Origin of the sequence: Ensifer sp. ENS06 (genome assembly GCF_014852205.1) — a bacterium.
GTDB lineage: Bacteria > Pseudomonadota > Alphaproteobacteria > Rhizobiales > Rhizobiaceae > Ensifer > Ensifer adhaerens.
The window spans coordinates 13,394-37,994 of record NZ_JACVBC010000008.1 but is presented as its reverse complement, the minus strand read 5'-3'; the positions used below and the strand labels follow the sequence as shown (position 1 = coordinate 37,994).

General features: G+C 62.8%; 26 protein-coding genes. 10 read left to right on the top strand and 16 right to left on the bottom strand.

What is annotated here, in order from left to right:
* Positions 1-8: 8 nt before the first annotated feature.
* The 8 genes from tsaE to chvI all read right to left on the bottom strand — a co-directional run bounded on the left by tsaE (position 9) and on the right by chvI (position 9,875).
* Positions 9-1,520, bottom strand: a complete 1,512-nt coding sequence (tsaE, locus tag IB279_RS24365) for a tRNA (adenosine(37)-N6)-threonylcarbamoyltransferase complex ATPase subunit type 1 TsaE (protein WP_192339946.1) — start codon at positions 1,518-1,520, stop codon at positions 9-11.
* The gene (locus tag IB279_RS24360; RefSeq protein WP_112772880.1) at positions 1,520-4,000 is read right to left on the bottom strand and encodes a PAS domain-containing sensor histidine kinase; all 2,481 of its coding nucleotides are present in this window, start codon (positions 3,998-4,000) and stop codon (positions 1,520-1,522) included. The genes tsaE and IB279_RS24360 overlap by 1 nt, the downstream gene beginning before the upstream one ends.
* Positions 4,001-4,306: 306 nt before the next feature.
* Positions 4,307-5,707 (bottom strand): adenosylhomocysteinase, encoded by a 1,401-nt coding sequence (gene ahcY, locus IB279_RS24355; RefSeq protein WP_034801698.1) that lies wholly within the window; start codon positions 5,705-5,707, stop codon positions 4,307-4,309.
* Positions 5,708-5,873: 166 nt separating this feature from the next.
* Positions 5,874-6,164: an HPr family phosphocarrier protein gene (locus IB279_RS24350; RefSeq protein WP_043624332.1), complete on the bottom strand. Its 291-nt coding sequence runs from the start codon at positions 6,162-6,164 to the stop codon at positions 5,874-5,876.
* On the bottom strand, positions 6,164-6,565 hold the full coding sequence (locus IB279_RS24345) for a PTS sugar transporter subunit IIA (RefSeq protein ID WP_034801684.1): 402 nt from the start codon (positions 6,563-6,565) through the stop codon (positions 6,164-6,166). The genes IB279_RS24350 and IB279_RS24345 overlap by 1 nt, the downstream gene beginning before the upstream one ends.
* 156 nt (positions 6,566-6,721) lie before the next feature.
* A complete protein-coding gene (locus IB279_RS24340; protein ID WP_112772881.1) occupies positions 6,722-7,180 on the bottom strand; it encodes an HPr kinase/phosphorylase in 459 nt (152 codons plus the stop codon).
* The gene (locus IB279_RS24335; RefSeq protein WP_218685636.1) at positions 7,177-8,910 is read right to left on the bottom strand and encodes a sensor histidine kinase; all 1,734 of its coding nucleotides are present in this window, start codon (positions 8,908-8,910) and stop codon (positions 7,177-7,179) included. The genes IB279_RS24340 and IB279_RS24335 overlap by 4 nt, the downstream gene beginning before the upstream one ends.
* A 239-nt stretch (positions 8,911-9,149) precedes the next feature.
* Positions 9,150-9,875, bottom strand: coding sequence for a two-component system response regulator ChvI (gene chvI / locus IB279_RS24330; RefSeq protein WP_060521546.1), 726 nt, complete (start codon positions 9,873-9,875; stop codon positions 9,150-9,152).
* Positions 9,876-10,199: 324 nt separating this feature from the next.
* Here chvI and IB279_RS24325 point away from each other — a divergent pair, with 324 nt between their 5' ends.
* From IB279_RS24325 to IB279_RS24305, 5 genes are all read left to right on the top strand, one after another.
* The gene (locus IB279_RS24325) at positions 10,200-11,810 is read left to right on the top strand and encodes a phosphoenolpyruvate carboxykinase (RefSeq protein ID WP_060608919.1); all 1,611 of its coding nucleotides are present in this window, start codon (positions 10,200-10,202) and stop codon (positions 11,808-11,810) included.
* A 203-nt stretch (positions 11,811-12,013) separates the two neighbouring features.
* Positions 12,014-12,448, top strand: a complete 435-nt coding sequence (gene arfB / locus IB279_RS24320; protein WP_034801693.1) for an alternative ribosome rescue aminoacyl-tRNA hydrolase ArfB — start codon at positions 12,014-12,016, stop codon at positions 12,446-12,448.
* A 78-nt stretch (positions 12,449-12,526) separates the two neighbouring features.
* Positions 12,527-13,000 carry a peptidoglycan-binding protein LysM gene (gene lysM, locus IB279_RS24315; RefSeq protein WP_034802175.1) on the top strand — a complete coding sequence of 158 codons (474 nt, stop codon included), beginning with the start codon at positions 12,527-12,529 and terminating at the stop codon, positions 12,998-13,000.
* A gap of 2 nt (positions 13,001-13,002) precedes the next feature.
* Positions 13,003-13,440 carry a hypothetical protein gene (locus tag IB279_RS24310; protein WP_034802172.1) on the top strand — a complete coding sequence of 146 codons (438 nt, stop codon included), beginning with the start codon at positions 13,003-13,005 and terminating at the stop codon, positions 13,438-13,440.
* Positions 13,441-13,452: 12 nt separating this feature from the next.
* On the top strand, positions 13,453-14,064 hold the full coding sequence (locus IB279_RS24305; protein WP_060521549.1) for an alpha-ketoglutarate-dependent dioxygenase AlkB: 612 nt from the start codon (positions 13,453-13,455) through the stop codon (positions 14,062-14,064).
* A gap of 15 nt (positions 14,065-14,079) precedes the next feature.
* On the opposite strand, the gene coaA is transcribed toward IB279_RS24305, so the two are convergent.
* The 7 genes from coaA to hisB are packed head-to-tail and all read right to left on the bottom strand — an operon-like array spanning position 14,080 to position 18,707.
* Entirely contained in the window at positions 14,080-15,072 is a 993-nt protein-coding gene (coaA, locus tag IB279_RS24300; RefSeq protein ID WP_060521550.1) for a type I pantothenate kinase, read from the bottom strand.
* Positions 15,069-15,392 (bottom strand): phosphoribosyl-ATP diphosphatase, encoded by a 324-nt coding sequence (locus IB279_RS24295; protein ID WP_034802164.1) that lies wholly within the window; start codon positions 15,390-15,392, stop codon positions 15,069-15,071. The genes coaA and IB279_RS24295 overlap by 4 nt, the downstream gene beginning before the upstream one ends.
* 15 nt (positions 15,393-15,407) lie before the next feature.
* Entirely contained in the window at positions 15,408-16,184 is a 777-nt protein-coding gene (gene hisF / locus IB279_RS24290) for an imidazole glycerol phosphate synthase subunit HisF (protein ID WP_034802161.1), read from the bottom strand.
* 3 nt (positions 16,185-16,187) lie between these two features.
* Entirely contained in the window at positions 16,188-16,925 is a 738-nt protein-coding gene (hisA, locus tag IB279_RS24285) for a 1-(5-phosphoribosyl)-5-[(5-phosphoribosylamino)methylideneamino]imidazole-4-carboxamide isomerase (protein ID WP_060521552.1), read from the bottom strand.
* Between the two features lie 28 nt (positions 16,926-16,953).
* The gene (gene hisH, locus IB279_RS24280; RefSeq protein ID WP_112772882.1) at positions 16,954-17,604 is read right to left on the bottom strand and encodes an imidazole glycerol phosphate synthase subunit HisH; all 651 of its coding nucleotides are present in this window, start codon (positions 17,602-17,604) and stop codon (positions 16,954-16,956) included.
* Complete coding sequence (locus tag IB279_RS24275; protein ID WP_060521554.1) at positions 17,604-18,074, bottom strand: DUF2628 domain-containing protein; 471 nt, start codon at positions 18,072-18,074, stop codon at positions 17,604-17,606. The genes hisH and IB279_RS24275 overlap by 1 nt, the downstream gene beginning before the upstream one ends.
* 24 nt (positions 18,075-18,098) lie before the next feature.
* Complete coding sequence (gene hisB / locus IB279_RS24270; protein ID WP_034802151.1) at positions 18,099-18,707, bottom strand: imidazoleglycerol-phosphate dehydratase HisB; 609 nt, start codon at positions 18,705-18,707, stop codon at positions 18,099-18,101.
* A 227-nt stretch (positions 18,708-18,934) separates the two neighbouring features.
* Here hisB and hslV point away from each other — a divergent pair, with 227 nt between their 5' ends.
* The 5 genes from hslV to IB279_RS24245 all read left to right on the top strand — a co-directional run bounded on the left by hslV (position 18,935) and on the right by IB279_RS24245 (position 23,917).
* On the top strand, positions 18,935-19,492 hold the full coding sequence (gene hslV, locus IB279_RS24265) for an ATP-dependent protease subunit HslV (protein WP_051659613.1): 558 nt from the start codon (positions 18,935-18,937) through the stop codon (positions 19,490-19,492).
* Positions 19,482-20,006 carry a GNAT family N-acetyltransferase gene (locus IB279_RS24260; RefSeq protein WP_060608910.1) on the top strand — a complete coding sequence of 175 codons (525 nt, stop codon included), beginning with the start codon at positions 19,482-19,484 and terminating at the stop codon, positions 20,004-20,006. Before hslV ends, IB279_RS24260 begins: the two co-directional genes overlap by 11 nt.
* Positions 20,003-21,310, top strand: a complete 1,308-nt coding sequence (hslU, locus tag IB279_RS24255; protein WP_034802146.1) for an ATP-dependent protease ATPase subunit HslU — start codon at positions 20,003-20,005, stop codon at positions 21,308-21,310. Before IB279_RS24260 ends, hslU begins: the two co-directional genes overlap by 4 nt.
* A 194-nt stretch (positions 21,311-21,504) precedes the next feature.
* Complete coding sequence (locus IB279_RS24250) at positions 21,505-22,449, top strand: DUF1402 family protein (RefSeq protein WP_112772883.1); 945 nt, start codon at positions 21,505-21,507, stop codon at positions 22,447-22,449.
* 73 nt (positions 22,450-22,522) lie between these two features.
* Positions 22,523-23,917 (top strand): cytochrome P450, encoded by a 1,395-nt coding sequence (locus IB279_RS24245; protein ID WP_112772884.1) that lies wholly within the window; start codon positions 22,523-22,525, stop codon positions 23,915-23,917.
* Here the strand turns inward: IB279_RS24245 and IB279_RS24240 are convergent.
* Entirely contained in the window at positions 23,871-24,557 is a 687-nt protein-coding gene (locus IB279_RS24240; protein WP_146749594.1) for a hypothetical protein, read from the bottom strand. The genes IB279_RS24245 and IB279_RS24240 overlap by 47 nt on opposite strands.
* Positions 24,558-24,601: the final 44 nt, after the last annotated feature.

Here is a 24,601-nt window from a genome sequence, read left to right as displayed (position 1 = left end):
ATTCTCTGTCAGTTCGCTGATTCGGAAACGAGGATTCCGGTCTTCATACACCAGTCGTGCAAGGGTTTCAGCGATTCATGTGAAAGCGCCGCCTGAAGATAGGCGAAAGTGCGCGGCATGTGCTTCATGTAGCCGGGTTTGCCGTCGCGCTGCATCAGCCGCACCCAGATGCCGACGAGCTTGCAGTTGCGCTGCGCCGACATCAGGTGCCAGTCGCGAAGGAACATAGCCTCGTCGAAGCTACCACCCGCGCGCCGTTCGGCGAGATAGGCGTCCATCATCCGGCTTGCGAGCGAAGGCGGGATGGTGACGCGGGCATCTTGAACCAAGGACGCGACGTCATAGGCAGTCGGACCGATCATTGCGTCCTGGAAATCGATGAGGCCGATCCGGTTCAGACCTTCGCGTTCCCCGCGCCAGATGATGTTCGGCGAGTGAAAATCGCGCAGCAGCAGGTTCGTTTCGGATGTCTGCAGGAGGTCGATCAGGCCGTCCCAGATCTCTCCATATTCGCGCTTCTCGTCGTCGCTTGCCGGCGCGCCGCGTTTCCAGGGCAGATACCAGTCGGTCAAAAGCCGCGTCTCGATCTTCATCGCCGTCCGGTCGAAATCCGGAATGCGGTGGATCACAGTCGGCTCGACCTTGATCTCGGCCTCGGCCGGTTCCGAGTGCAGGCGGGCAAGCAGCCGCGCGCTCTCGATGTAGCGTTCGTCGATCGGCTCTCCGTCCGCATGGAGGACGCCCTCCGAGCCCAGATCTTCGATCAAGAGGATGCCATGGTCGATGTCGCGGGCGTAGATTTCAGGCGCCGCAAAGCCGCGGGCAATGAGCATCTGGTCGACGGCGACGAAGGGAACGACATCTTCGGCGATATGCGCCAGCTGCTGATAGTACTTTCCGTCCTGAAGGATCGGGCCCGGCTTGTGCCGCGGCGTATCCATCAGAATCCGGCTAACGGAGCCGTCCGCCGGGTAAATGCGCTCATAGGCCCGGATGGAGGCGTCGCCGCTCAGGTGCCGCCGCCGCGCCTTGGAATGTCCGTTCGTATCGAGAAATTCGCGGATCGAAAGCGTTCGGGCGATGCGCTGCAGCGTGTCATCAGGCGCCGAAATATCGACGCGTCGCCCGTCCTTCTCGTGGGTGATCGCAAGCGTGATGCGACGTGAGGGGAGGGCGTCGTCCGCCCGTTCCGGCCATTCGACCAGGCAGATGCCCTGCGACAGGGCTTCATCGAAGCCCAGTTCGTCGAGCTCGCTGGAATCGGCCAGCCGGTAAAGGTCGAAATGCGCGACGGGTATGCGCAAGTCGTAGCTCTGGACCAGCGTGAAGGTCGGGCTCGGCACTTCCAGGCCGTCGTCATCGGCGACGACCCTCAAAAAGGCGCGCGCCAGTGTGGATTTGCCGGCGCCGAGATCGCCCGAAAGAGCGACGCAGTCGCCAGGCTTCAGGGCGAGCGCCAGGTCCTCACCAAGCTCGATCGTTGCCGCCTCGTTTGCAAGATGGCGCTCGATCGCCGGCATCATTCGGCCGCGACGGTGGCCGGCACGTCGGCCGAAGGGATGCGGCAGGTCACTTCCGTGCCTTCGCCTTCCTTGCTGCGGATCGAGACCGTGCCGTGATGCAGGCTGACGAAGCTCTCGACGATCGAAAGCCCGAGGCCGGCGCCGCCGCGCTGACCGTGGCTTTCAAAGCGGTTGAAGACCGTGTCGAGCACGTCCTGCGGAATGCCGGGGCCGCTGTCGGAGACCGAGAAGATGAAGTCGCTGCCCTCGCGGCGGCACGCCAGTTCGATGACGCTGCCATCGGGGGCGAAGTTCGCGGCATTGGTGAGCAGCTTGACGAAGATCTGCTTCAGGCGCTGCTGATCGGCGACCATCCGGCCGAGATTATCAGGTGCGGCGATCCGGAGCGTCACGCCGCTTTCGGTCAGACGGTCGGCCATCTGATACGCGATGTCATCGAGGAAATCGGTGAGGCTGATGTCGGCAAGGTCGAGCTGGACGATGCCGGCGTCGACGGTCGCAAGATCGAGGATGTCGTTGACGATCGTCAGAAGCAGCGACGACGACGTGGCGATATGGTCGACATACTCTGCCTGGCGCTCGTTGAGGTCGCCGAACGCAGGCGTCTTCAAGAGATCGGCGAAACCGATGATGTTGGTGAGCGGCGAGCGCAGCTCATAGGAGACGTGGTGGACGAAGTCGTTCTTCAACGCATCGGCCTTGCGCAGCGCCTCATTCTTTTCGGTGAGCGCGCGCTCGACCCGGACGCTGTCGGTAATGTTGACGAAGGTCAGCATCGTCTGGGCGTTCGGCAGCGGGATGACCGCGTAGTCGAGAATCAGCCCGGTCCTGAGTTCGAGAATGCCGCGGCTGGAAGGCCTCTCGTCGTCGAAGCTGGTGATGATGTGGGTGAAACGCTTCCAGCCGTCGGGCTGGTCGTAGGAGATCAGGCAGGCCTGCTCGATCGCCTTGATATGCGTACCGGGTTTGGCTTCAGCCTCGCTGATGCCCCAGATCGCGCGAAACGCCGGGTTCGACAGGCGGATGCGGCCGTCCGGGCCGAATACCGCTACGCCTTCGGCTAGGTGATCGATGGTTTCGCCCTGGACCTGGACGAGGGTGTTGTAGCGCGTTTCGAGGTCGACCTTCTCGGTCAGGTTCTCGAACACCCAGGTAACGCCGCCCTGCGGGCGGGCGGTGGCAAAGACGCGCAATGTCTGTCCGTTCGGCAGGTGCCAAAGGTCGCTCTGCGTATCGAGCGCCTGGTAGACCGATAGTGCGTTCGCCTTCCACTGTTTCCAGTTGAGCTGCTCCGGCAGCTGGCCGCCAGCACGCAGCCGATCGAGCACTTCGCCATTGTCCGGCTTGCGCTCCAGGAAGCCGATATCGAGGTTCCACAGGCGCTGGAAGGCCTGGTTGTAGAACTGCAGACGCTGGTTGCCGTCGAAGATCGCGACGGGCGTCGCCAGATGGTCGAGCGTTTCCGCATGGCTCTTGAGCGTGCGGTTGAGCTCTTCGCGCACGGCCTCGATCCCCGAAATATCGACTGCGATACCCGCCGAACCGGCGGCGCTGCGGGCGTCGACGACGTCGAAGAAGGTGCGGTTGCCGCGCACGACGGTCGAGACCTTGTCGTGGAAAGGCGTATCGAACGTCGAGACCGACCGGATCTTTTCACGGGCAACGGTCGCAAGCAACTCGCGCTTTTCCGCGACAGCGGTGGCGACATCGGGTGCCTCGACGGCGTCGGCATAGGCTTCGTTGACCCAGACGAGCGCGCCGTCGGTGCCGCGCTGCCAGACGGGCAGGTCGATTGCGTCGAGGAGCGTATGGAAGGAGCGAAGCGCGATATTGAGCCGGTCGTGTTCGAGCTTCAGTTCGGCGAGCTCCGCCCGCATGTTGTTGAGCGCGATGAAGCGCACAAAGGCGCGGCCGCCGGAAACGCGTCCCTGGGCTTCCAGCACTTCATTGCGCTGCGTTTCGATGACGAGATCGAAGCTGCGCGCCTGGGTGCGAAGCGCCTCGATCGATTTTTCGAGCTCGCCTGCAGACTGCGCCTTGACCCAGCGGCCGAAGGCCAGGAAGTCGCGGTCGTCGGAAGGCGCGCCGGTTTCCGCCGGCAGCTGGCCGAGCAGTTCGGCGCGTTCGAGAAGCCCGTCCCAGATGACGATCCGGCGGTTCTTGTCGGCGACCAGCGCCTGGTAGCGCGAGAGGCGCTGGTTGGCGTCGGAAAGGTCGGACCTAAGCTCGCGGTTTTCCGCCTCGATGTTGCCGCGCTGGCGGATCAGCCAGATCGCCGAGATCATCGCAGCGGAAATGACGCCGATCAGCACGGAAAAGGTGACGACTTCCGACGAGCCGAAGATGCCGGCCTTTTGCGGGACAGCCTGGGCGAGAGCATCCGTGGCGGTGAAAAGGGCGGTGCCGGCCAAAAGGCGGCGCAGGAATTTCGGACCCTTGCGGCGGATGGCCGGAAAATCTGTCTGGTCTTTGTTCATGGCGCTGCCATCCCCGTCTGTCCGAAGAGTGCTGCCGGCCTTGCTGCGCCTTGCACAGTTCCACCGGGGCCCTGTTCAAGGGTCCGCGTCAGTTCCGATTGCATCCCCGGTCTGTCTCCGTCTGTTTGCCGCTAATTCGACAAGACATCCCATCCGCGATGCCCAAGGTCCGCACCGGCATCACGAATCAATGGGTTAGAGCATACTTCCTAGTCGAATCGTCGGGAAGGGAGAGGCCCAAAAAAGCGGCCGCGCTCTCTTGTCAAGAACGCGGCCACAAGATGTTGTGGATTGCCCGGGTAAGGATTAGTACCGGTAGTGCTCAGCCTTGAACGGACCCTGCGTCTTCACGCCGATGTAGTCGGCCTGCTCTTCGGAAAGTTCCGAAAGCTTGGCGCCGAGCTTCTTGAGGTGCAGGCGAGCGACCTTCTCGTCGAGCGCCTTGGGCAGGACGTAGACTTCGTTCTTGTACTTCTCACCCTTGGTGAAGAGCTCGATCTGGGCCAGGACCTGGTTGGAGAACGAGGCCGACATCACGAAGGACGGGTGACCGGTGGCGTTGCCGAGGTTGAGCAGGCGACCTTCCGAAAGCAGGATCATGCGATTGCCCTTCGGGAACTCGATCATGTCGACCTGCGGCTTGATGTTCGTCCACTTGAGGTTACGCAGAGCCGAGACCTGGATCTCGTTGTCGAAGTGGCCGATGTTGCCGACGATCGCCATGTCCTTCATCTCGCGCATGTGGTCCATGCGGATGACGTCTTTGTTGCCGGTCGTCGTGATGAAGATGTCGGCCGAGGAGACGACGTCTTCGAGCTGGACGACTTCGAAGCCGTCCATGGCGGCCTGGAGCGCGCAGATCGGGTCGATTTCAGTGACCTTGACGCGGGCGCCGGCGCCGGAAAGCGAGGCGGCCGAACCCTTGCCGACGTCGCCGTAACCGCAGACGACGGCGACCTTGCCGGCCATCATCACGTCGGTGCCGCGGCGGATGCCGTCGACCAGCGATTCCTTGCAGCCGTACTTGTTGTCGAACTTCGACTTGGTGACGCTGTCGTTGACGTTGATCGCCGGGAAGGGCAGCAGGCCCTTGGCCTGGAGCTGGTAGAGGCGGTTGACGCCGGTGGTGGTTTCTTCGGTCACGCCCTTGATCGCGTCGCGCTGCTTGGTGAACCAGCCCGGCGAAGCGGCAAGGCGCTTCTTGATCTGCGCGACGAGGATTTCTTCTTCCTCGGAGCCCGGGTTGGAGAGCACGTCCTCGCCGGCTTCGGCGCGGGCGCCGAGCAGGATGTACATGGTGGCGTCGCCACCATCGTCGAGGATCATGTTCGAGACGCCACCGTCGGCCCACTGGAAGATCTTGTCCGTGTAGGTCCAGTATTCTTCGAGCGTCTCACCCTTGACGGCGAAGACCGGAACGCCGCTGGCGGCGATCGCGGCTGCGGCGTGGTCCTGGGTCGAGAAGATGTTGCACGAAGCCCAGCGTACGTCGGCGCCGAGTGCGACCAGCGTCTCGATGAGGACGGCGGTCTGGATGGTCATGTGCAGCGAGCCGGTGATGCGCGCGCCCTTCAGCGGCTTCGAAGCGCCGAACTCTTCGCGGCAGGCCATCAGGCCCGGCATTTCCGTTTCGGCGATCGCAATTTCCTTGCGCCCGAAATCGGCAAGTCCGATGTCGGCGACGATGTAGTCCTGAGTGGTGGTCATGGAGTTCTCCGGGCTGATCTCTTCAAGCCGCGCGGCCTTGGCCATCTCCGCGGCGCGATTATGCCTCCCACGCCTATACGACGCGGTGAGAGTGCGACCGATCTATCAGGATTCAGGGTGGAGAGCAACCTCGATATAAAGAAGTCTTTATATCTTTATATTGCCGTCAGATTTCTTCGCCAAACTTGTCGGCGACCAGAGCGTCGAGCGCGTTCAGGGCCTCTTCGGCCTGCGCGCCGCTGGCGGTCACGCAAACGCTGCAGCCGGTGCTGGCGGCCAGCATCATCAGCCCCATGATCGAGGTTCCGCCAACGGTCATGCCGTCCTTCGAAACGGTGATCTCGGCGTCATAGGCCTCAACCGTCTGCACGAACTTTGCTGACGCCCGCGCATGCAGGCCTCGCTTGTTGATGATCAGCAGTTCGCGCGTCAGCGACATGTCGGGGCGGTGATCCATTACTTTCCACTCAGGACGCGGCTGGCGACGTTGATGTATTTCCGCCCGGCCTCGGAGGCCTCGACAAGTGCCTTGTCCATGTCGCTCTCGCCGCGCACGCCGGCAAGCTTGATCAGCATCGGCAGGTTGACGCCGGCGATCACTTCGACGGTGCCGCTGCGCATCACCGAGATGGCGAGGTTGGAGGGGGTCCCGCCGAACATGTCGGTGAGAATGATGACGCCGTTGCCTTCGTCGACATTGGTGACCGCGTCGAGGATATCCTGCCGACGCTGGTCCATGTCGTCCTCGGGGCCGATGCAGACGGTCTCTATAGCTTTTTGCGGACCGACAACATGCTCAAGCGCATGTCGAAATTCCTCAGCCAGCTTGCCATGGGTGACAAGCACAAGTCCGATCATGGGTATCTTCGCTCCAACTGCACACGCAATTCACTGATGGCCAGATATCGCAATGCAGCAATTTCGTCCACCTGTTGGGGAGGGCATCTTGGCAAGGAAAAGGGGAAGTGCAAGCCAAAAATGCCGAAATTCCGGTCGCGCTGACGGTAAATCGGGCTAGAAACCTATTTTTTCAGCGATGAGCGCCTGCAAAATATTGAGAACCTGGGCGCCTTCTTCAACGGGAACGCGAACAATCGGCAATACGCGCCCGAGTGGCAGGGGCAATGTCTCGTCTTCGGGCGGTAGCCGCGGGTCGAATGGGGCGGCGACGGGCAGAATGGCCCAGTCCATCACGGCGGCAGGCACGGTTTCGATCGTGCCGATGCCGGCGCCGCGGATTTCGATGAGGCCGTGAATGGAGGGCGGGCAGCGCGCCACGATCCGGTCGTGTTCGAGCGCAAGATCCACCCGGTCGTCGGCGACGAGCGCCGCGAAATGTCCGGTCTGCCGGGCGGCCGTGATGCAGGCGAGCGCCAGTCTGGATTTGCCGCTGCCGGACGGGCCGGTAAGCAGGAAGCCGCGTGTCCCGAGCACGATTGCGGTGCCGTGGACATTGGCGCGGGCCGTTGTCACGCGTGCGGCTCGGCGGGCAGGGACAGGACGAAGCGCGCGCCGGTGATATGGCCATCCGGTCCGGCGATGTTCTCGGCCTTGAGCGTGCCGCCATGGGCTTCGGCGATCTGCCTGGAGATCGACAGCCCGAGGCCGGAGTTCTGTCCAAAATCCTCGCCTTCCGGCCGGTCGGTATAGAAGCGCTCGAAAATGCGGTCGATGTCTTCGGCCTGGATGCCCGGGCCGTTGTCCTCGACATAGACGAGGCAGCGCGAGCGCGAGCGGGTGAGGCGCACGACGATCCGCCCGCCGTCCTCGGGAACGAAGGAACGGGCGTTTTCGATCAGGTTGGTAATGATCTGGCCGATGCGCAGGTCGTAGCCGCTGACGGCAAAGCGCGCCTTGGGGCTGTCCTTGCGGTCGATGACGAAATCGAGCAGCACCGCCTTCTTCTTGCTGCGGACCTGTCGCGAGATATCGACGAGGTCGCCGAGGAGTTTTTCGAGATCGATCGTCTTGGCGTCGCTGCGGGCAAGTTCCGCGTCGAGACGCGAGGCGTCCGAGATATCGCTGATCAGGCGGTCGAGACGGCGGACGTCATGCTGGATGACGTCCATCAGCCGCTTCTTCGATTCGTCGGTCCGCGCCAAAGGCAGCGTCTCGACGGCGCTACGCAGTGAGGTGAGGGGGTTTTTCAGCTCGTGGCTGACGTCGGCGGCAAAGTTTTCGATCGCGGCGATCCGGTCATAGAGCGCGGTCGTCATCTCACGCAGCGCGACCGAGAGGTTGCCGATCTCGTCCTGGCGCGAGGAGAAGTCGGGAATTTCCTCGCGCTCCTTGGCGCCGCCGCGGCGCACGCGCACCGCTGCTGCCGCAAGCCTGCGCAGCGGATTGGCGATCGTCGACGACAGAAGCAGCGACAGGATGATGTTGACGAGCGCCGCGACGCCGAAGACGCGGATGATGGCGAGTCGCTCGGCCTGGACGATCTTGTCGATGTCGCCGGCCTGGGTCGAAAGCAGGAGCACGCCGAGAACGGCGCGGAAGCGCTGGACGGGCACCGCCACGGAAACGATGAGCTCGCCCTTCTCGGTAACGCGCTCGACATAGCCGCGCACGCCCGTCAGAGCATTGGTCACCTCAGGGTAGATCGAGCCGTTGCCACCCGGCGGTTCTTTATAGAGCGGCAGATTGCCCGGCTGCAAAAGCTTGTTCAGCCAGCTGTTGAGCTTTTCGCCGATGCCCGTCGCCTCCGGCTCGATCGGCGGCAGGTCGAAGCGCAGCACCTGGCCGCCGCTATAGAGATGGCGCGAATCGAGCAGCAGGTCGGCGTCCGCGTCGAACAGCCGGGCGCGGGTGCGCGTCGGCGAGATCAGCCGGCGCAGAACCGGCGCGACACGCTCCTGGATGATCGGGAAGTCGAGATCCTCGTCGCTCGGCAGCGGCGTGATGCTCTGGCCGGCCTGCAGTTCCAGCAGCTTTTCGGGATCGATGGTGATCGAATTGGTATCGACCGAGGCGGAAGCCGAGATCGCGCCGGCGATGATTTCGCCCTGGGTCAAAAGGCTTTCGACGCGCGCGTCGATCAGCCCCTCGCGGAACTGGTTGAGGTACATGATGCCGCCGACCAGAACGACGAGCGCCACCAGGTTGAAGAAGACGATACGGCGGGTGAGGCTCGAGAAGACGGCATTGCCGAAGAGACGACGAATGAGCGTGAAGGGATGCGCCCAGCGGCGCTGGCCCTTCAGTGCCTGGGCACGCCCGTCAGTGTCTTCAATGTCGCCGTGCAAGACTTCTACCAAATGTCCCGCTCCCGCGCGGACTGTCCTTCATAATCGTTCGATAGCGGCGGCGCTGCCGGCCGGTTGCGCCGCCTTCCATGGTTTTGATCCGAAGACGGCGGAGATCGTGTCGAGCCTCAGATGAGGCCATCACCATCGCGCCGCTTCAAATGCGCCACTCTGGGCGCGATGGCAAGCCCCGAGGCTCAGGCACTCTCCCGGAAACGATAGCCGACGCCGTAAAGCGTCTCGATCATGTCGAAGTCGTTGTCGACCATCTTGAACTTCTTGCGCAGCCGCTTGATGTGGCTGTCGATGGTGCGGTCGTCGACATAGACCTGTTCGTCATAGGCCGCGTCCATCAGTGCGTCGCGGCTCTTCACCACGCCCGGGCGCTGCGCCAGCGAATGAAGAATGAGGAATTCCGTCACCGTCAGGGTCACCGGCTCGCTCTTCCAGGTGCAGGTGTGGCGCTCCTGGTCCATCACCAACTGCCCGCGCTCGAGCGAGCGCGACGGCGCGTCGGTTGCCTTGACGGCATTGTTCGGATTGGCGGCCGCGGCTTCGCGGTTGGCGGCGCGGCGTAGGATCGCCTTGACGCGTTCGACCAGAAGGCGCTGCGAAAACGGCTTGGTGATGAAGTCGTCGGCGCCCATCTTCAGGCCGAAGAGTTCGTCGATCTCTTCATCCTTGGAGGTGAGGAAGATCACCGGCAGGTCCGACTTCTGCCTTAGGCGGCGCAGCAATTCCATGCCGTCCATACGCGGCATCTTGATGTCGAAGATCGCAAGCTGCGGCGGCCGGGCGAGCAGGCCTTCGAGCGCGGAAGCGCCGTCGGTATAGGTCTCGACTTTGTAGCCTTCTGCCTCCAGGGCGATGGATACGGACGTCAGAATATTCCGGTCATCATCGACAAGCGCGATGGTCTGCATCGTGTTCAACTCCGTCTTTTGAGGTGCCGGTCCCGTCCCCGAAAACTCCGGCATTCGCGAGTCACGGGTGCGTTAGTGAGTATAAAGGTGGAACAAATTGTGGCGAAGCCCAAAAAGCACCTGTCGTGACGATAGGATAGGTCCTGTCAGATCGGTGTTCGGGAGGCCGATTTCAACCGATTAAAAAAACGATAATTTTCTTTAAATCGATTAATATACTGAAATCATTATTCTTTTTTTGACGTCGCCTTGTTTTTGAGCGAGCATGCAAGTAAGGTCCGGCGAAATTCAACGCCAATGGCCAAACACGAAGGAAGCTTGACCATGGAGCAACTCGGCACTCGCAATCTCGCGAACGGCTTGGAAAAACTCGGCTTTATCGACCTGGAAACGGTTCGGTACAACCTCGAAGCCGCAGAGCTTTATGAGGAAGCTCTTCGCCGCGGCGAGGCTGAGCTGACGGCACACGGTGCGCTCGTCGCCCGTACCGGCCAGCACACCGGTCGCTCGCCGAAGGACAAGTTCGTCGTTCGCGATGCGAACACCGACGACCAGATCTGGTGGGACAACAACAAGCCGATGTCTCCGGAGCATTTTGCCCTGCTGCGCAAGGATATGCTTGAGCACGCCAAGGGCATGTCGCTCTATGTGCAGGACCTGGTTGGCGGCGCCGATGCCGACAACGCCCTGCCGACGCGCGTCGTTACCGAGTACGCTTGGCATTCGCTGTTCATCCGCAATCTGCTGATTCGCCCAGCCCGCGAAGCGCTCGGCTCCTTCCTGCCGAAGCTGACGATCATCGATCTGCCGAGCTTCAAGGCGGATCCGGAGCGCTACGGCTGCCGCACCGAGACGGTCATCGCCTGCGACTTCACCAACGGCCTGATCCTCATCGGCGGCACGTCCTATGCCGGCGAAATGAAGAAGTCGGTCTTCACCGTTCTCAACTACCTGCTGCCGAAGAAGGGCGTCATGCCGATGCACTGCTCGGCAAACGTGGGCGCGGCCGGCGACACCGCGATCTTCTTCGGCCTCTCCGGCACTGGCAAGACGACGCTTTCGGCCGACCCGACCCGCACGCTGATCGGCGACGACGAGCACGGCTGGGGCGAGCAGGGCGTCTTCAACTTCGAAGGCGGCTGCTACGCCAAGGCGATCCGCCTGTCGGAAGCCGCCGAGCCGGAAATCTATGCGACCACCCGCCGCTTTGGCACCGTCATGGAAAACGTCGTGCTTGACGAGCGCCGCGTTCCTGATTTCGACGACGGTTCGCTGACGGAAAACACCCGTTGCGCCTATCCGCTCGACTTCATCCCGAATGCCAGCGCCACCGGCACCGCACCGCAGCCGCGCACCATCATCATGCTGACCGCCGATGCCTTCGGCGTCATGCCGCCGATTGCCAAGCTGACGCCGGAACAGGCGATGTACCACTTCCTTTCCGGCTACACCGCCAAGGTCGCCGGCACGGAAAAGGGCGTTACCGAGCCGGAAGCCACCTTCTCGACCTGCTTCGGCGCACCGTTCATGCCGCGTCACCCGTCGGAATACGGCAACTTGCTGAAGGACCTGATCGCCAAGAACGGCGTCACCTGCTGGCTGGTGAACACGGGCTGGACCGGCGGCGCCTACGGCACCGGCAGCCGCATGCCGATCAAGGTGACGCGCGCTCTGCTCGCGGCCGCGCTTGACGGTTCGCTGAACGCTGCGGAACTGCGCACCGATGCCAACTTCGGCTTTGCCGTTCCAGTCTCGGTCCCGGGCGTCGACGACGGCATCCTCGACCCACGCTCGACCTGGGCCGATGGTGCAGCCTATGACGCACAGGCCCGCCGCCTGGTCGACATGTTCATCACGAACTTCGCCAAGTTCGAGAGCCATGTGGACGGCAGCGTTCGCGACGCGGCTCCCGGTACGAAGATCGCCGCCGAATAAACATTGTCGGCTATGATTCACGTGAAACCCGGTCCTTGTGGCCGGGTTTTTCGCTTTCGCGCCCGCTCTGTGTCCCTTTAAATCCCCTTCGATCTAAGGCGAGCCAAAGTGCTACGGCGACCTTTGCGCCTCTGATGAGACGCGCGGCCCCGCAGTGTTTTCAACGGGTTCGCTCTGTGCCATAGATCGGGCCGAGGTGAACCATGGCCAGCGACCCGCTCTACATAAACGACAATATCGTCCTTGCCGGCTGGGAGCTAACGGAGCAATTCGTGCTGGCCGGTGGCCCGGGCGGGCAGAACGTCAACAAGGTGTCGACCGCCGTTCAGCTGTTCTTCAACGTCCAGGCGTCTCCGGCGCTTTCCGATCGCATCAAGGCCAACGCCCTGAAGATCGCCGGCAAGCGCGCCTCGAAAGAGGGCGTGCTGATGATCGAGGCGAGCCGCTTTCGCAGCCAGGAGCGCAACCGCGAGGATGCGCGCGAGCGGCTGAAGGAGTTGATCCTGAAGGCTGCCGAACCCCCGCCGCCGCCGCGCAAGAAGACCAAGCCGACGCGCGGCTCCGTCGAGCGGCGTCTCAAGGAGAAGTCGGGTCGCGGGGAGATCAAGAAGCTCAGGGGCCGGCCTGGAGGCGATTGATTCTTTTTGCGGCTCCCTTGCCTTTTGGCGGGCAGCGCCCTCTCTTATCGAGCAGTGTTTTCGCAAAAGGAGATATTCATGGGTCTTTTCAGCTTTATCAAGAACGCCGGCAAGAAGCTTGGTATCGGCGGCGACGACGATGCTCCGGATGCCGAAAGCGTTCAGAAGGAACTTGCATCCCACGATCTCGGCACCAAGGACGTGCAGGTCGAAGTGGCCGGTGACAAGGTCGTGCTGAAGGGTGTCGTGAAGGACCAGAGCGTCTTCGAAAAGGCCGTCGTCGCCGTCGGCAACACGCTCGGCGTGTCCGCAGTCGAGGCCTCCGAACTCAAGGTCGCCGATGCCGGCGCAGCACCTGCTCCGGCAAAGGAGCCCGTCTTCTATACGGTCAAGAAGGGCGATAACCTCTGGAAGATTGCCGAGGCGCAGTACGGCAAGGGCAAGGGCGCCAAGCACACGGTGATCTTCGAAGCCAACAAGCCGATGCTGACCCATCCGGACAAGATCTATCCCGGCCAGGTTCTGCGCATTCCGGATCTGGATGCGGCCTGAGCGTGTCCTTCAGGCGTTCTCTCGTCGTTGCCGCGCTGGCAAGCCTCTGGCTTGCCAGCGGTTCTTTGGCGCAGCCTTTCCGTGAACCCGCCAAGGGCAGTACGGAGCGTGCCGCCATCCTCGACGCGATCCGCCCCGCGGTCGAAGCCGAGATGCGCGGTCCCGTCGAATTCGTCGTCACCACCATGCGTGCCGCACCCAACTGGGCCTTCATGCAGGTCGAGCCGCAACGGCCGGGTGGCGGATCGATCGAGCTTTCGCAAACCGGGTTGCGCGACGAGGCAGACATGATGGATGGTCTGACGGTGTTCGCACTCGTCAGCTTCCAGAATGGCCGCTGGAACCTGGTCGATCACGTCGTTGGGCCGACGGATGTGGCCTATGCCGGCTGGCCGCTTCGCTACGGTGTGCCGGCGGCACTTCTCGGCCTGGAACAATAAGGACTGCTTCTCATGCAGGTGCTCCCGAAAGGGATCAGACATATTCCGGGTTATCTCGATCGTGCCCGGCAAGAGCAACTGGTCGAGGCCATTCGGTCAGTCGTTGCCGAAGCGCCGCTGTTCGTGCCGGAAATGCCGAAGACTGGCAAACCCATGTCGGTGCGCATGACCAATTGCGGCGCGCTCGGCTGGGTCACGGATCGCGATCGCGGCTATCGTTACCAGTCTCAGCATCCGGTGACCGGCCGCCCCTGGCCGGTCATGCCGGAGATCCTGCTCGATATCTGGGATGCGGTTTCCGCAAGCAGCAAGACGCCCGAGGCCTGCCTGGTAAACTTCTATTCCGAAGAGGCCCGCATGGGGCTGCACCAGGATCGCGACGAGCGCGATCTTGAAACCGCCGTCGTCTCGATCTCGCTTGGTGACAGCTGCCTCTTCCGCGTGGGTGGCAATACGCGCGGCGGCCAGACCATGTCCTTCCGGCTGGAAAGCGGCGATGTCGTGGTGCTGGGTGGGGAAGGGCGTCTCGCCTTCCATGGCGTCGACCGGATCTATCCGAGCACGTCGACGCTGCTGAAGAATGGCGGGCGGGTCAATCTGACACTCCGCCGCGTCAATCCCTGAGGATGCACCGAAAGCTTAGAGCTTCCTGAGCGCCACCTTTTCGGTCAGATGGTTCGGGCCCTTTTGCAGGATCAGGTCGGCGCGCGGGCGTGTCGGCAGGATGTTCTGGTGCAGGTTCTTCAGGTTGATGTTGTGCCACAATCCCTCGGCAATGGCCCGGGCTGCATCCTCGCTGATCGTGGCGTAGCGGTGGAAGTAGGATTCCGGGTTCTTGAACGCGGTTTCGCGCAGCCGCATGAAGCGGTTGACGTACCAGCTGTGGATCAGGCTCTCCTCGGCATCGATATAGATCGAGAAGTCAAAGAAATCCGAGACCATCGGCACGATCTTGCCGTCGGCCGGCAGGTTGCGCGACTGCAGAACGTTGATGCCTTCGAAGATCAGGATATCTGGCCGGTCGATGACCGTGAACTGGTCGGGCAGCACGTCATAGGTCAGGTGCGAATAGCTGGGCGCCTTGACGTTCGGCTGGCCGGCCTTGATCGCCGACAGGAAGCGCAGGAGCGCGCCGACGTCGTAGCTCTCCGGAAAGCCCTTGCGGTCCATCATGTTTTCGCGCTGGAGCACGGCGTTCGGATAGAGAAAACCGTCTGTTGTCACCAGGTCGACCTTCGGGCTCGACGGCCAACGCGCCAGAAGCTGCGCCAGGATACGGGCCGTCGTCGACTTGCCGACGGCGACCGATCCGGCAATGCCGATGACGAAGGGGGTCTTCGTCTCGGACATGCTGAGGAAGCGCTTGCGCTGCTCGAAGAGCATCTGCGACGATTCCACATGGGTCGAAAGCAGGCGTGACAGCGACAGGTAGATCTGCCGGACCTCGCCGAGATCGACGGGGTCGTTCAACGATCGCAGCCGCTGTACCTCGTCGGCCGTCAGCGTCATCGGCGTATCGGCGCGAAAGCGCGACCATTCCTCGGCGGTGAAGAAATGATAGGGCGAGTAGTCCCGCTTCTGGAGGTTGTCGGGCAGGTCGGCTGCTTCGATGTCTTTCGCCGCGATCGTCATGGGGTCTGCCGATTTGCCTTTTCCTGCAGGCCGGATTGGTTGGTCCGTCGCTGAAGTTCGTTGAGCACATCCTGCAACGGAACGTCGGCGATCTTCAATACGACCATTAGATGATAGAGGAGATCGGCGCTTTCGGCGATGAGATTTGCGCGGTCGTTGCTGATGGCCGCGATCACGGTTTCAACCGCTTCCTCGCCGAGTTTCTTCGCCGCCTTCGGCTGGCCGCTTGCCACCAGTTTTGCCGTCCAGGATTCGTCCGGCGCCGCCATCGCGCGTGTCGCGACGATGGCTTCGAGGTCGGAAAGTGTGAAGTCGCCCATGGGAGATCCTGAAGCTCAGTCGAGGCGCATGGCGATGCCATGCTCCGCCATATAGCGCTTGGTTTCGCCAATGCTATAGGTGCCGAAGTGGAAGATGGAGGCGGCAAGGACCGCGGTCGCGTGACCGTCCTTGATGCCGGCGACCATGTGGTCGAGTGTGCCGACGCCACCCGACGCGATAACGGGCGCGCGGACCGCGTCGGCGACGGCGCGGGTAAGCGCGATGTCATAGCCGCTCTTGGTGCCGTCACGGTCCATCGAGGTCAAAAGGATCTCGCCGGCGCCGAGATCGACCACCCGACGGGCAAAATCGATCGCGTCGATGCCGGTCGGCTGGCGTCCGCCATGGGTGAAGATCTCCCAGCGATCCGCTTCGCCATCCGTCGAGACCTTCTTGGCGTCGATCGCGACGACGATGCACTGGTTGCCGAACTTGTCGGCGGCTTCGGCGACGAATTCCGGGTTCTTTACCGCAGCCGTGTTGATTGACACCTTGTCGGCGCCGGCCAGAAGCAGCTTGCGGATGTCGGAAACCTGGCGCACGCCGCCGCCGACGGTCAGCGGCATGAAGCACTGTTCGGCCGTACGGGCGATGACGTCGAAGATCGTCTCGCGATTGTCCGAGGACGCGGTGATGTCGAGGAAGCAGAGCTCGTCGGCGCCGGCAGCGTCATAGGCGCGGGCCGCTTCCACGGGGTCACCGGCGTCGATCAGGTCGACGAAGTTGACGCCCTTGACGACACGGCCGTCCTTGACGTCGAGGCAGGGGATAACGCGGGCTTTAAGCGTCATGGTTCAAGCCTTTCTCGCAGCGCGGATCAGCTCCAGCGCCTCCTGCGGGTCGATGCGGCCGTCATAGAGCGCGCGGCCGGAGATGGCGCCTTCGAGCTTGCGTGCGTCCGGCTCGACCATGCGGCGGATATCGTCCATCGAGGCGAGACCGCCCGATGCGATGACAGGAATGGAAACCGCGTCCGCCAGTTCCAGCGTCGAAGCCCAGTTGATACCGGTCAGGATGCCGTCGCGGTCGATGTCGGTATAGATGATCGCCGAAACGCCGGCGCCCTCGAACTTCTTGGCAAGCTCGATCACGCCGAGTTCGGAAGCCTCGGCCCAGCCTTCGACGGCAACCTTGCCGCCCTTGGCGTCGATGCCGACGGCGACCTTGCCGGGGAATTTGCGGCAGGCCTCGATCACGAGCGCCGGATCACGGACAGCGACAGTGCCGAGGATGACGCGGGCAAGCCCGCGCGACAGCCAGTTTTCGATATGGTCGAGCGTGCGGATGCCGCCGCCGAGCTGCACCGGGTTTTTGGTCGCCTTGAGAATGGCGTCAACGGCGGTACCGTTGACCGTCTCACCGGCAAAGGCGCCGTTGAGGTCGACCACGTGCAGCCATTCGAAGCCCTGGTCTTCAAAGGCGCGGGCCTGGGCCGCCGGGTCGGGGTTGTAAACCGTCGCCTGGTCCATGTCGCCAAGCTTCAGGCGCACGCATTGCCCGTCTTTCAGGTCGATCGCGGGAAAAAGGATCATGGGTCTGTCCAATCAGTCGTGCGAAAGCTCAGGGCTTCCAGCGCAGGAAATTCGAGATGAGGGCAAGGCCAAGCGCCTGGCTCTTTTCCGGGTGGAACTGCGAGCCCGCCTTGTTGCCGTTGGCGACGAAGGCCGTGACCGGCCCGCCATAGTCGGCCTCGGCGACCACGTCGGCGGCGTCCTCAGCGGCCAGGTGGTACGAATGCACAAAATAGGCATGCAGGCCGGCTTCGCCAACACGGATGCCGTCAAACAGCGGGTGCTCGCGCTTGAGCTTCAGCGTATTCCAGCCGATCTGCGGGATCTTCAGCGTGGTGTCGGCGGGCGTCATCTCGACGACATCGCCGGGGATCCAGCCAAAACCATGGGTGATGGTCTTTTCAAGTCCGCGCGACGACATCAGCTGCATGCCGACGCAGATGCCGAGGAAGGGTCGCCCAGCCTGTTCGACCGCCTCGGTCAGCGCTTGCTCCATGCCGTCGACGGCAGCAAGGCCGCGGCGGCAATCGGCATAGGCGCCGACTCCCGGAAGCACGATGCGGTCGGCGCTCGCCACCCGTTCCGGCTTGTCGGTAAGGTCGATCTCGGCTGCAATGCCGGCTTCGCGGGCGGCCCGTTCAAAGGCCTTGGTGGCCGAGCGCAGATTGCCCGAGCCGTAATCGATGATGGCGACGCGCATCAGCGTTCTCCGTAGGAATCAAAAAGGCCGAGGCCGGGGCCGCCACTTGAGGGCTTGCGCACGGTCCAGTCGGCCGGGGAGGGGGCGGCGGGCTTGGTCTCATTCGAAGCCAGGCTCGTGAAATAGATCTCTTCGGCCGCTTCGAGATTGGGCGCCGGAACGATGGAACGCAGCGTCCAGTCACGGGCCGTCAGGCTGCGTGCCACCAGAACAGGCCCTTCGAGCGCCACCACCAGCCGAAGCGCGAGCTGCGCCAGGAGAGATGGCAAGAAGCCGCTCTCGTGGTTCGACAGGAATATTAACGAGATCTGCAGAACAGCAACTGCGATTCCGATTGCCCATTGACGCTTGGCGAGAAGCCAGAGCGCCGGGAAAAGGAAGGCCCACCAGGAAAAGCCGTCGGCGACGAAGCGCGCCCGCTCGTCGTTGGCGCGGGCACCCGGCGGGGTGAGGATCATGTAAGAAGCCATGAGTCAAAGCCAGTGACTGGCCGCTTAGGCAAGGGTCCCCTTGGTCGAGGGAACGCGGCCGGCCTGGCGCGGGTCGATTTCGGTTGCGGTGCGGAGCACGCGGGCGACGGACTTGAAGCAGGTCTCGGCGATATGATGGTTGTTGGCGCCGTAGATGTTCTGGATATGCAGCGTGATCCCGGCATGCTGGGCGAGCGCCTGGAAGAATTCGCGCACGAGTTCCGTGTCGAAGGTGCCGATCTTCGGCGAGGTGAAGGTCACGTTCCAGACGAGGAACGGCCGGCCGGAAACGTCCACTGCCGCGCGGGTCATCGTTTCGTCCATCGCAAGATCGAGCGAGGCATAGCGGGTGATGCCGCGCCGGTCGCCAAGCGCCTTGGCAATCGCCTGGCCGATGGCAATGCCCGTGTCCTCGACCGTATGGTGGTCGTCGACATGCAGGTCGCCGTCAGTCTTGATCTCCATGTCGATCAGCGAATGTCGGGCGAGCTGGTCCAGCATATGGTCGAAGAAACCGACGCCGGTCGAAATCTTGGCGATTCCGGTGCCGTCGATGTTGACCGATACGGATACCGCGGTTTCGTTGGTCTTTCGCGAAACCTCTGCGGTGCGGCTGGACGTGGCTTCTGCCATCGGGCTCTCCTGTATACGCTGACGCGGCTCCTTATCAGGCAAAAGCTGAAATATCCAGAACTTGAGCGGTCGATTCGAATCATCCGGTGACAGTCGCCGAACGAAGATTGCGCCGGCGGCCTGTTGCCATTTGCAAACCCGTCTGCCGTACTTACATAGGCCTCAAGCAACCAGGCTCGAGTCACGAGCCGCAATGCCCCGCGTATCAGGGGCCTACGGGTAATTTCATGAGCGAACACAATCCCTACGGAACGATGCATGCGACGACCATCATCACGGTACGCAAGGATGGCAAGGTGGTGATGGCCGGCGACGGCCAGGTGAGCCTCGGCCAGACCGTGATGAAGAGCAACGCGCGCAAGGTGCGGCGGCTTGCCAAGGGCGACGTGATCGCCGGCTTTGCCGGCGCCACTGCCGATGCCTTCACACTGCTGGAACGGCTCGAAGCAAAGCTCGAACAGTATCCCGACCAGCTGATGCGGGCAGCCGTCGAGCTCGCCAAGGACTGGCGCACCAACAAGTATCTGCGCAATCTCGAAGCGATGATGCTGGTGGCCGACAAGTCGATCACGCTGGCGATCACCGGCAACGGCGACGTTCTCGAACCCGAGCACGGCACGATTGCCATCGGATCGGGCGGCAACTACGCCTTTGCCGCGGCCCGCGCGCTGATGGACAGCGACAAATCGGCCGAGGATATTGCCCGCAGGGCGCTGCAGATCGCCGGCGACATCTGCGTCTACACCAACCACAATATCGTCGTGGAGACACTGGATGCCCAATGAGCCCGCGCATGTCAGTTTCGTGCCGGTGGCCGATAGCCACCTGCCGCTGCTGCATGCCTGGCTGAGCGAGCCGCATGTGCGGCAATGGTGGGGCGACCCGGACAAGGAAGTGGAGCTGATCCGCGAAGGCTGCGCGTCAGGAGAAGTGGAAGGCTTCATCTTCCACGTGGCCGGCGAGCCGGCGGGCTACATCCAGTCCTGGGTGCCGGCCCAGTACCCGGACGACGAGCCCTGGGCGAAGGACATGCCGGCCGATGTGCCCGGTATCGACATCTTCATCGGCCCGGCGGAACTGACGGGCAGGGGCGTCGCATCGCTCGCGGTCCGGGCCTTTGCCGGGCGGCTCTTTGCCGCCGGCGCCCCCCGCGTCGTGATCGACCCTGACGCCGGCAACCGAAGGGCCGTCAGCGCCTACACCAAGGCCGGCTTCGTGCCTTACGCAGAATGGATTGATACGTCCGGCCGCACACTCCTGATGGAGCTGACGCGGACCGAGTTTGAGAGGACTACATGAGTACGTTTTCACCCAGAGAAATCGTGTCGGAACTCGACCGTTTCATCATCGGCCAGAACGACGCCAAGCGCGCCGTGGCGATCGCGCTCCGCAACCGCTGGCGCCGCCAGCAGCTCGGGGACGAGCTGCGCGACGAGGTGATGCCGAAGAACATCCTGATGATCGGACCGACCGGCGTCGGCAAGACCGAGATTTCCAGGAGGCTCGCCAAGCTCGCCGGCGCGCCCTTCGTCAAGGTCGAGGCGACCAAGTTCACCGAGGTCGGCTATGTCGGCCGCGACGTCGAGCAGATCATCCGTGACCTCGTCGAAGTCGGCATCGGTCTCGTGCGCGAAAAGCGCCGCGCCGAAGTCAAGGCAAAGGCGCACCAGAATGCCGAGGAGCGCGTGCTCGATGCACTGGTCGGCGCCACCGCGTCGCCGGCAACGCGCGACAGCTTCCGCAAGAAGCTGCGGGCCAACGAGCTCGACGACAAGGAAATCGAGATCGACATCGCCGAGACCGGCGCGCCGGGCGGCGGCTTCGAGATCCCGGGCATGCCGGGCGCCAATATCGGCGTGCTCAATCTCTCGGAGATGTTCGGCAAGGCGCTCGGCGGCCGCACCAAGAAGGTCAAGACGACCGTCAAGGCCTCCTATGGCATGCTGATCGACGACGAGTCCGACAAGCTGCTCGACAACGAGCAGATCCAGCGCGAGGCCGTGAAAGCAGTCGAAGACGACGGCATCGTCTTCCTCGACGAGATCGACAAGATCGCCTCGCGGGAAGGCGGCATGGGTGCTGGCGTATCGCGTGAAGGCGTACAGCGGGACCTCTTGCCGCTCGTCGAAGGCACGACCGTTGCGACGAAGTATGGGCCAGTCAAGACCGACCACATCCTCTTCATCGCGTCCGGCGCCTTCCACGTGGCCAAGCCCTCGGACCTGCTGCCGGAGTTGCAGGGCCGCCTGCCGATCCGCGTCGAGCTGCGCGCGCTGACGAAGGAAGACTTCCGCCGCATCCTGACGGAAACCGAGGCGAGCCTCATCCGCCAGTACAAGGCGCTTCTGGACACAGAAGAGGTCAAGCTCGACTTCACCGATGACGCAATTGATGCGCTTGCAGACGTGGCGGTGCAGTTGAACGCCACGGTCGAGAACATCGGCGCCCGCCGGCTGCAGACCGTGATGGAGCGTGTGCTGGACGAGATCTCGTTCAATGCGCCGGACCGCGCCGGCCACGAGGTGACGATCGACGCTGAATATGTGCGCAAGCATGTCGGCGATCTCGCCGCCAACACCGACCTGTCGCGCTATATCCTGTGACATTTCGGTCGTAGGGCCATGCAAACGCCCGCAACCCTGAATACGCAGGCCGCCTGTCTCTCGACAGGCGGCCGCATTTTTTCTAACACGGACGCGGTTATCGATCGTGGTCCGGGCATTTTTCCGACATGATCTTGGCGTAGGAGCGGCCCGCCGACCGAGGCAGCCTCCACCAGTCACAGGAAGAAGAGATCGTGCGTTTCACCGCCTGCATGCTCGCTATCGCCACGTTTTGCCTGAGCGCAAGCCAGTCATTCGCCGCGACCGACGTTCCGCCGGGCAACCGCAACGTCGAGCAACCGGCGATCCCCGGCGCATCCGTGCGCCGCACCAAGGCCGGCCGCACGTCCTTCGATGCCAAGTTCGAGAAGGTCCGCGATCTGCTAGCCACCGACAAGCAGCTGATCAGCAAGATCAAGTCTGTGTCGCGCGCCTATGGCATCGCGCCGATCCACATGGTCGGCGCCATCGTCGGCGAACACACCTACAATGTCGACGCCTACGATCGGCTGCAGTCCTATTACGTCAAGGCGGCTGCCTATGCCGGCAACAGCTTCCAGTTCGGATACGATGGCGAGACCGTCGCCGAATTCGTGGCTCGGCCGCAATTTTCCGAATGCGGCGCCAAGAAGGGCGCCTATGCGCTGTGGAGCTGCCGCGAGCGGGTCTGGGACAACGACTTCCGCGGCAAGTCGGTGGGCGGCAAGTCCTACCCGAACAACCGTTTCAGCGCCGTTTTCTTCCAGCCGTTCTTCGCCGGCCAGACCTTCGGTCTTGGTCAGATCAACCCGCTGACCGCCCTGATGCTGACCGATATCGTGGCAAAGACCTCGGGCTATGAGCGCCTCGACGAGAACAATGCCGCCAGCGTCTATGAGGCGATCATGGATCCGGACGTCTCGCTTGCCTATATGGCGGCCTCGATCCGTCACTCGATCGACGCCTACAAGTCGATCGCAGGGGTCGATATTTCGACCAACCCCGGTGTAACCGCGACGCTCTATAATGTCGGCAATCCGGATGGCCGCGCGGCAGCGCTCGCCGCCAAGATCCAGAGCGGTCAGGCGCAATGGCCGGAGGAAAACTATTACGGCTGGCTCGTCAACGACAAGCTGTCGGAACTCGAAAGCCTGCTGTGATTCACGTGAAGCACTTTCCTTGATTGCGCCGTAAAAACCTGAAATCCTGGGGCAATCGAGAAAGGCAATCACCATGGACATGCGTCCGGAGCCGTTCGAACCGCCGGCTCCCGTTCCCCGTGTCGGCATTCCTTCCTACCTGAAGATCATCAGGACCGTGCTGCGCAATCCGCTCGAACTGTGGGGCGAGCCATCCTATACGCTGCCCTGGATCGAGACGAAGTTCGTTACCCAGCGCACCCTGATCGTCAACGATCCCGGCCTCATCCGCCATATCCTCGTCGATAACGTCGCCAATTACGAAATGTCGAAGGTGCGCCGGCTGATCCTGCGGCCCATCCTGCGCGACGGGCTGCTGACGGCGGAAGGCGAGGTCTGGAAGCGTTCGCGCAAGGCCATGGCGCCGGTGTTCACGCCGCGCCACGCCAAGGGCTTTGCCGGCCAGATGCTGCGCAGTTCGGAGCAGTTCGTCGAGCGCTATGCCGGAGCCCAGGAAGCTCCCTTTACCACCAATGTCGCCAACGACATGACGGAACTGACCTTCGACATCCTGGCCGAAACGCTGTTTTCCGGTGAGGTCGCCGTCGAGCGCGAAGGCTTCGTCCAGAGCGTCGAGGAATTGCTGCACCGCATGGGCCGCGTCGATCCGATGGACATTCTGCTGGCGCCCGAATGGATCCCGCGCCCGACGCGCATCGGCGGCAAGAAGGTGATGAACCGCTTCCGCTCGATCGTGTCGGAGACCATGGCGCTTCGCCGCCGCAAGATGGCGGAGGACCCTAAGGGCACGCCGCAGGATTTCCTGACGTTGCTTCTGGAGATCGAGGGCAGCCAGGGCCTTTCGACCGCGGAGATCGAGGACAACATCCTGACCTTCATCGGTGCCGGGCACGAGACCACGGCCCGGGCACTCGCCTGGACGCTCTACTGCATTGCCAACACGCCGGCCTATCGCGAAATCATGGAAGCCGAGATCGATACCGCGATGGCAAGCGGTGCCGAGCCGGTCGAATGGCTTGGTCTGATGCCGCATGTGCTCGCCGCCTTCGAGGAGGCGATGCGGCTCTATCCGCCGGCGCCGTCGATCAATCGCGCGGCGATCGAGGAAGACGCGTGGACCTCACCGACTGGCGAGCGGGTGCGCATCCCCAAAGGGATCGCCGTACTGATCATGCCCTGGACGCTGCATCGCCATGTGCTCTACTGGGATAAGCCGCGCGCGTTCATGCCCGAGCGTTTCCTGCCGGAAAACCGAGAGAAGCTGAACCGCTACCAGTATCTGCCCTTCGGTGCCGGCCCGCGCGTCTGCATCGGCGCGACTTTCGCGCTGCAGGAAGCGGTGATCGCGTTGGCAGTGATGATGCACCGCTACCGCTTCGATACGACCGCGGAAACCAATCCTTGGCCGGTGCAGCGGCTCACTACTCAACCGCGGGGCGGGTTGCCGATGAGGGTTTCGGCTCGCTGAAGGTCTTGCCGGGGATCGGTGACTGAACGGAACGCACCGGAGAATCCGCCGGCTTCGGCTGCTGTAGCATTTTCGACGGCTTCTTGATCGTCTTGATCTGTGCGCAGGTGGCGTCGCCGACATTGTCGCAGGGCTTGTAAACCACGATCTCGCTTCCGGCGCCATCGTCCCAGACCGCCTGGATCGTCAGCGTTTGCGCCGTTTTGGCGGGCAGCGAGATGTAGACATATTCGGCCGTCTCGTCGCCGGGCAGGTTGAAGGGCAGCTGGGGATTGCACTTGGCCAGCGGGAAGCGTTGGTCGAGTGCGTCGGAATTGATCGAGTAGCGGATTTCCGATAGCCGGCAATGCATCGTCTGCAGTGCCGTGAAATAGATCAGCTGCCGGTCGTCATAGTCGCGAAACTGGATCCAGCCGGTCTGCTTGTTGGCATCGAGCATCGCCTTGTAGATCGCGACTTCGGGCAGCTGCGGCTTGTATTCCTCTTCCACCGCGTCCTGTGCGCGGGACGGCATTGCTGCAAGACACAGGATGCCCGCTGACAGCAAGGCGACGAGCAACGGATGGCGGCGTTCGAGCATGCGATGGACCCCTGCCATTCTCACCGGTGTCGCTGAACTCATCGTCGATGTCTGCGACACGATGGTCTTCTCCTGAAATATGTCATATCACCGCATCGATCCCC

What these genes read in the sequence shown, in the direction of transcription:
- ahcY (WP_034801698.1), bottom strand. Translation starts at nt 5,707, where the DNA reads ATGACCACCACTCAGGACTACATCGTCGCCGACATCGGACTTGCCGAT.
- hslV (WP_051659613.1), top strand. Translation starts at nt 18,935, where the DNA reads ATGAGCGAACACAATCCCTACGGAACGATGCATGCGACGACCATCATC.
- tsaE (WP_192339946.1), bottom strand. Translation starts at nt 1,520, where the DNA reads ATGCCGGCGATCGAGCGCCATCTTGCAAACGAGGCGGCAACGATCGAG.
- hisF (WP_034802161.1), bottom strand. Translation starts at nt 16,184, where the DNA reads ATGACGCTTAAAGCCCGCGTTATCCCCTGCCTCGACGTCAAGGACGGC.
- hisB (WP_034802151.1), bottom strand. Translation starts at nt 18,707, where the DNA reads ATGGCAGAAGCCACGTCCAGCCGCACCGCAGAGGTTTCGCGAAAGACC.
- IB279_RS24295 (WP_034802164.1), bottom strand. Translation starts at nt 15,392, where the DNA reads ATGGGCGACTTCACACTTTCCGACCTCGAAGCCATCGTCGCGACACGC.
- IB279_RS24350 (WP_043624332.1), bottom strand. Translation starts at nt 6,164, where the DNA reads ATGGATCACCGCCCCGACATGTCGCTGACGCGCGAACTGCTGATCATC.
- hisA (WP_060521552.1), bottom strand. Translation starts at nt 16,925, where the DNA reads ATGATCCTTTTTCCCGCGATCGACCTGAAAGACGGGCAATGCGTGCGC.
- IB279_RS24325 (WP_060608919.1), top strand. Translation starts at nt 10,200, where the DNA reads ATGGAGCAACTCGGCACTCGCAATCTCGCGAACGGCTTGGAAAAACTC.
- IB279_RS24260 (WP_060608910.1), top strand. Translation starts at nt 19,482, where the DNA reads ATGCCCAATGAGCCCGCGCATGTCAGTTTCGTGCCGGTGGCCGATAGC.
- IB279_RS24345 (WP_034801684.1), bottom strand. Translation starts at nt 6,565, where the DNA reads ATGATCGGACTTGTGCTTGTCACCCATGGCAAGCTGGCTGAGGAATTT.
- coaA (WP_060521550.1), bottom strand. Translation starts at nt 15,072, where the DNA reads ATGACGATCGCGGCGAAAGACATCGAAGCAGCCGACCTGCCCGACAAC.
- lysM (WP_034802175.1), top strand. Translation starts at nt 12,527, where the DNA reads ATGGGTCTTTTCAGCTTTATCAAGAACGCCGGCAAGAAGCTTGGTATC.
- hisH (WP_112772882.1), bottom strand. Translation starts at nt 17,604, where the DNA reads ATGCGCGTCGCCATCATCGATTACGGCTCGGGCAATCTGCGCTCGGCC.
- hslU (WP_034802146.1), top strand. Translation starts at nt 20,003, where the DNA reads ATGAGTACGTTTTCACCCAGAGAAATCGTGTCGGAACTCGACCGTTTC.
- chvI (WP_060521546.1), bottom strand. Translation starts at nt 9,875, where the DNA reads ATGCAGACCATCGCGCTTGTCGATGATGACCGGAATATTCTGACGTCC.
- IB279_RS24360 (WP_112772880.1), bottom strand. Translation starts at nt 4,000, where the DNA reads ATGAACAAAGACCAGACAGATTTTCCGGCCATCCGCCGCAAGGGTCCG.
- arfB (WP_034801693.1), top strand. Translation starts at nt 12,014, where the DNA reads ATGGCCAGCGACCCGCTCTACATAAACGACAATATCGTCCTTGCCGGC.
- IB279_RS24275 (WP_060521554.1), bottom strand. Translation starts at nt 18,074, where the DNA reads ATGGCTTCTTACATGATCCTCACCCCGCCGGGTGCCCGCGCCAACGAC.
- IB279_RS24305 (WP_060521549.1), top strand. Translation starts at nt 13,453, where the DNA reads ATGCAGGTGCTCCCGAAAGGGATCAGACATATTCCGGGTTATCTCGAT.
- IB279_RS24245 (WP_112772884.1), top strand. Translation starts at nt 22,523, where the DNA reads ATGGACATGCGTCCGGAGCCGTTCGAACCGCCGGCTCCCGTTCCCCGT.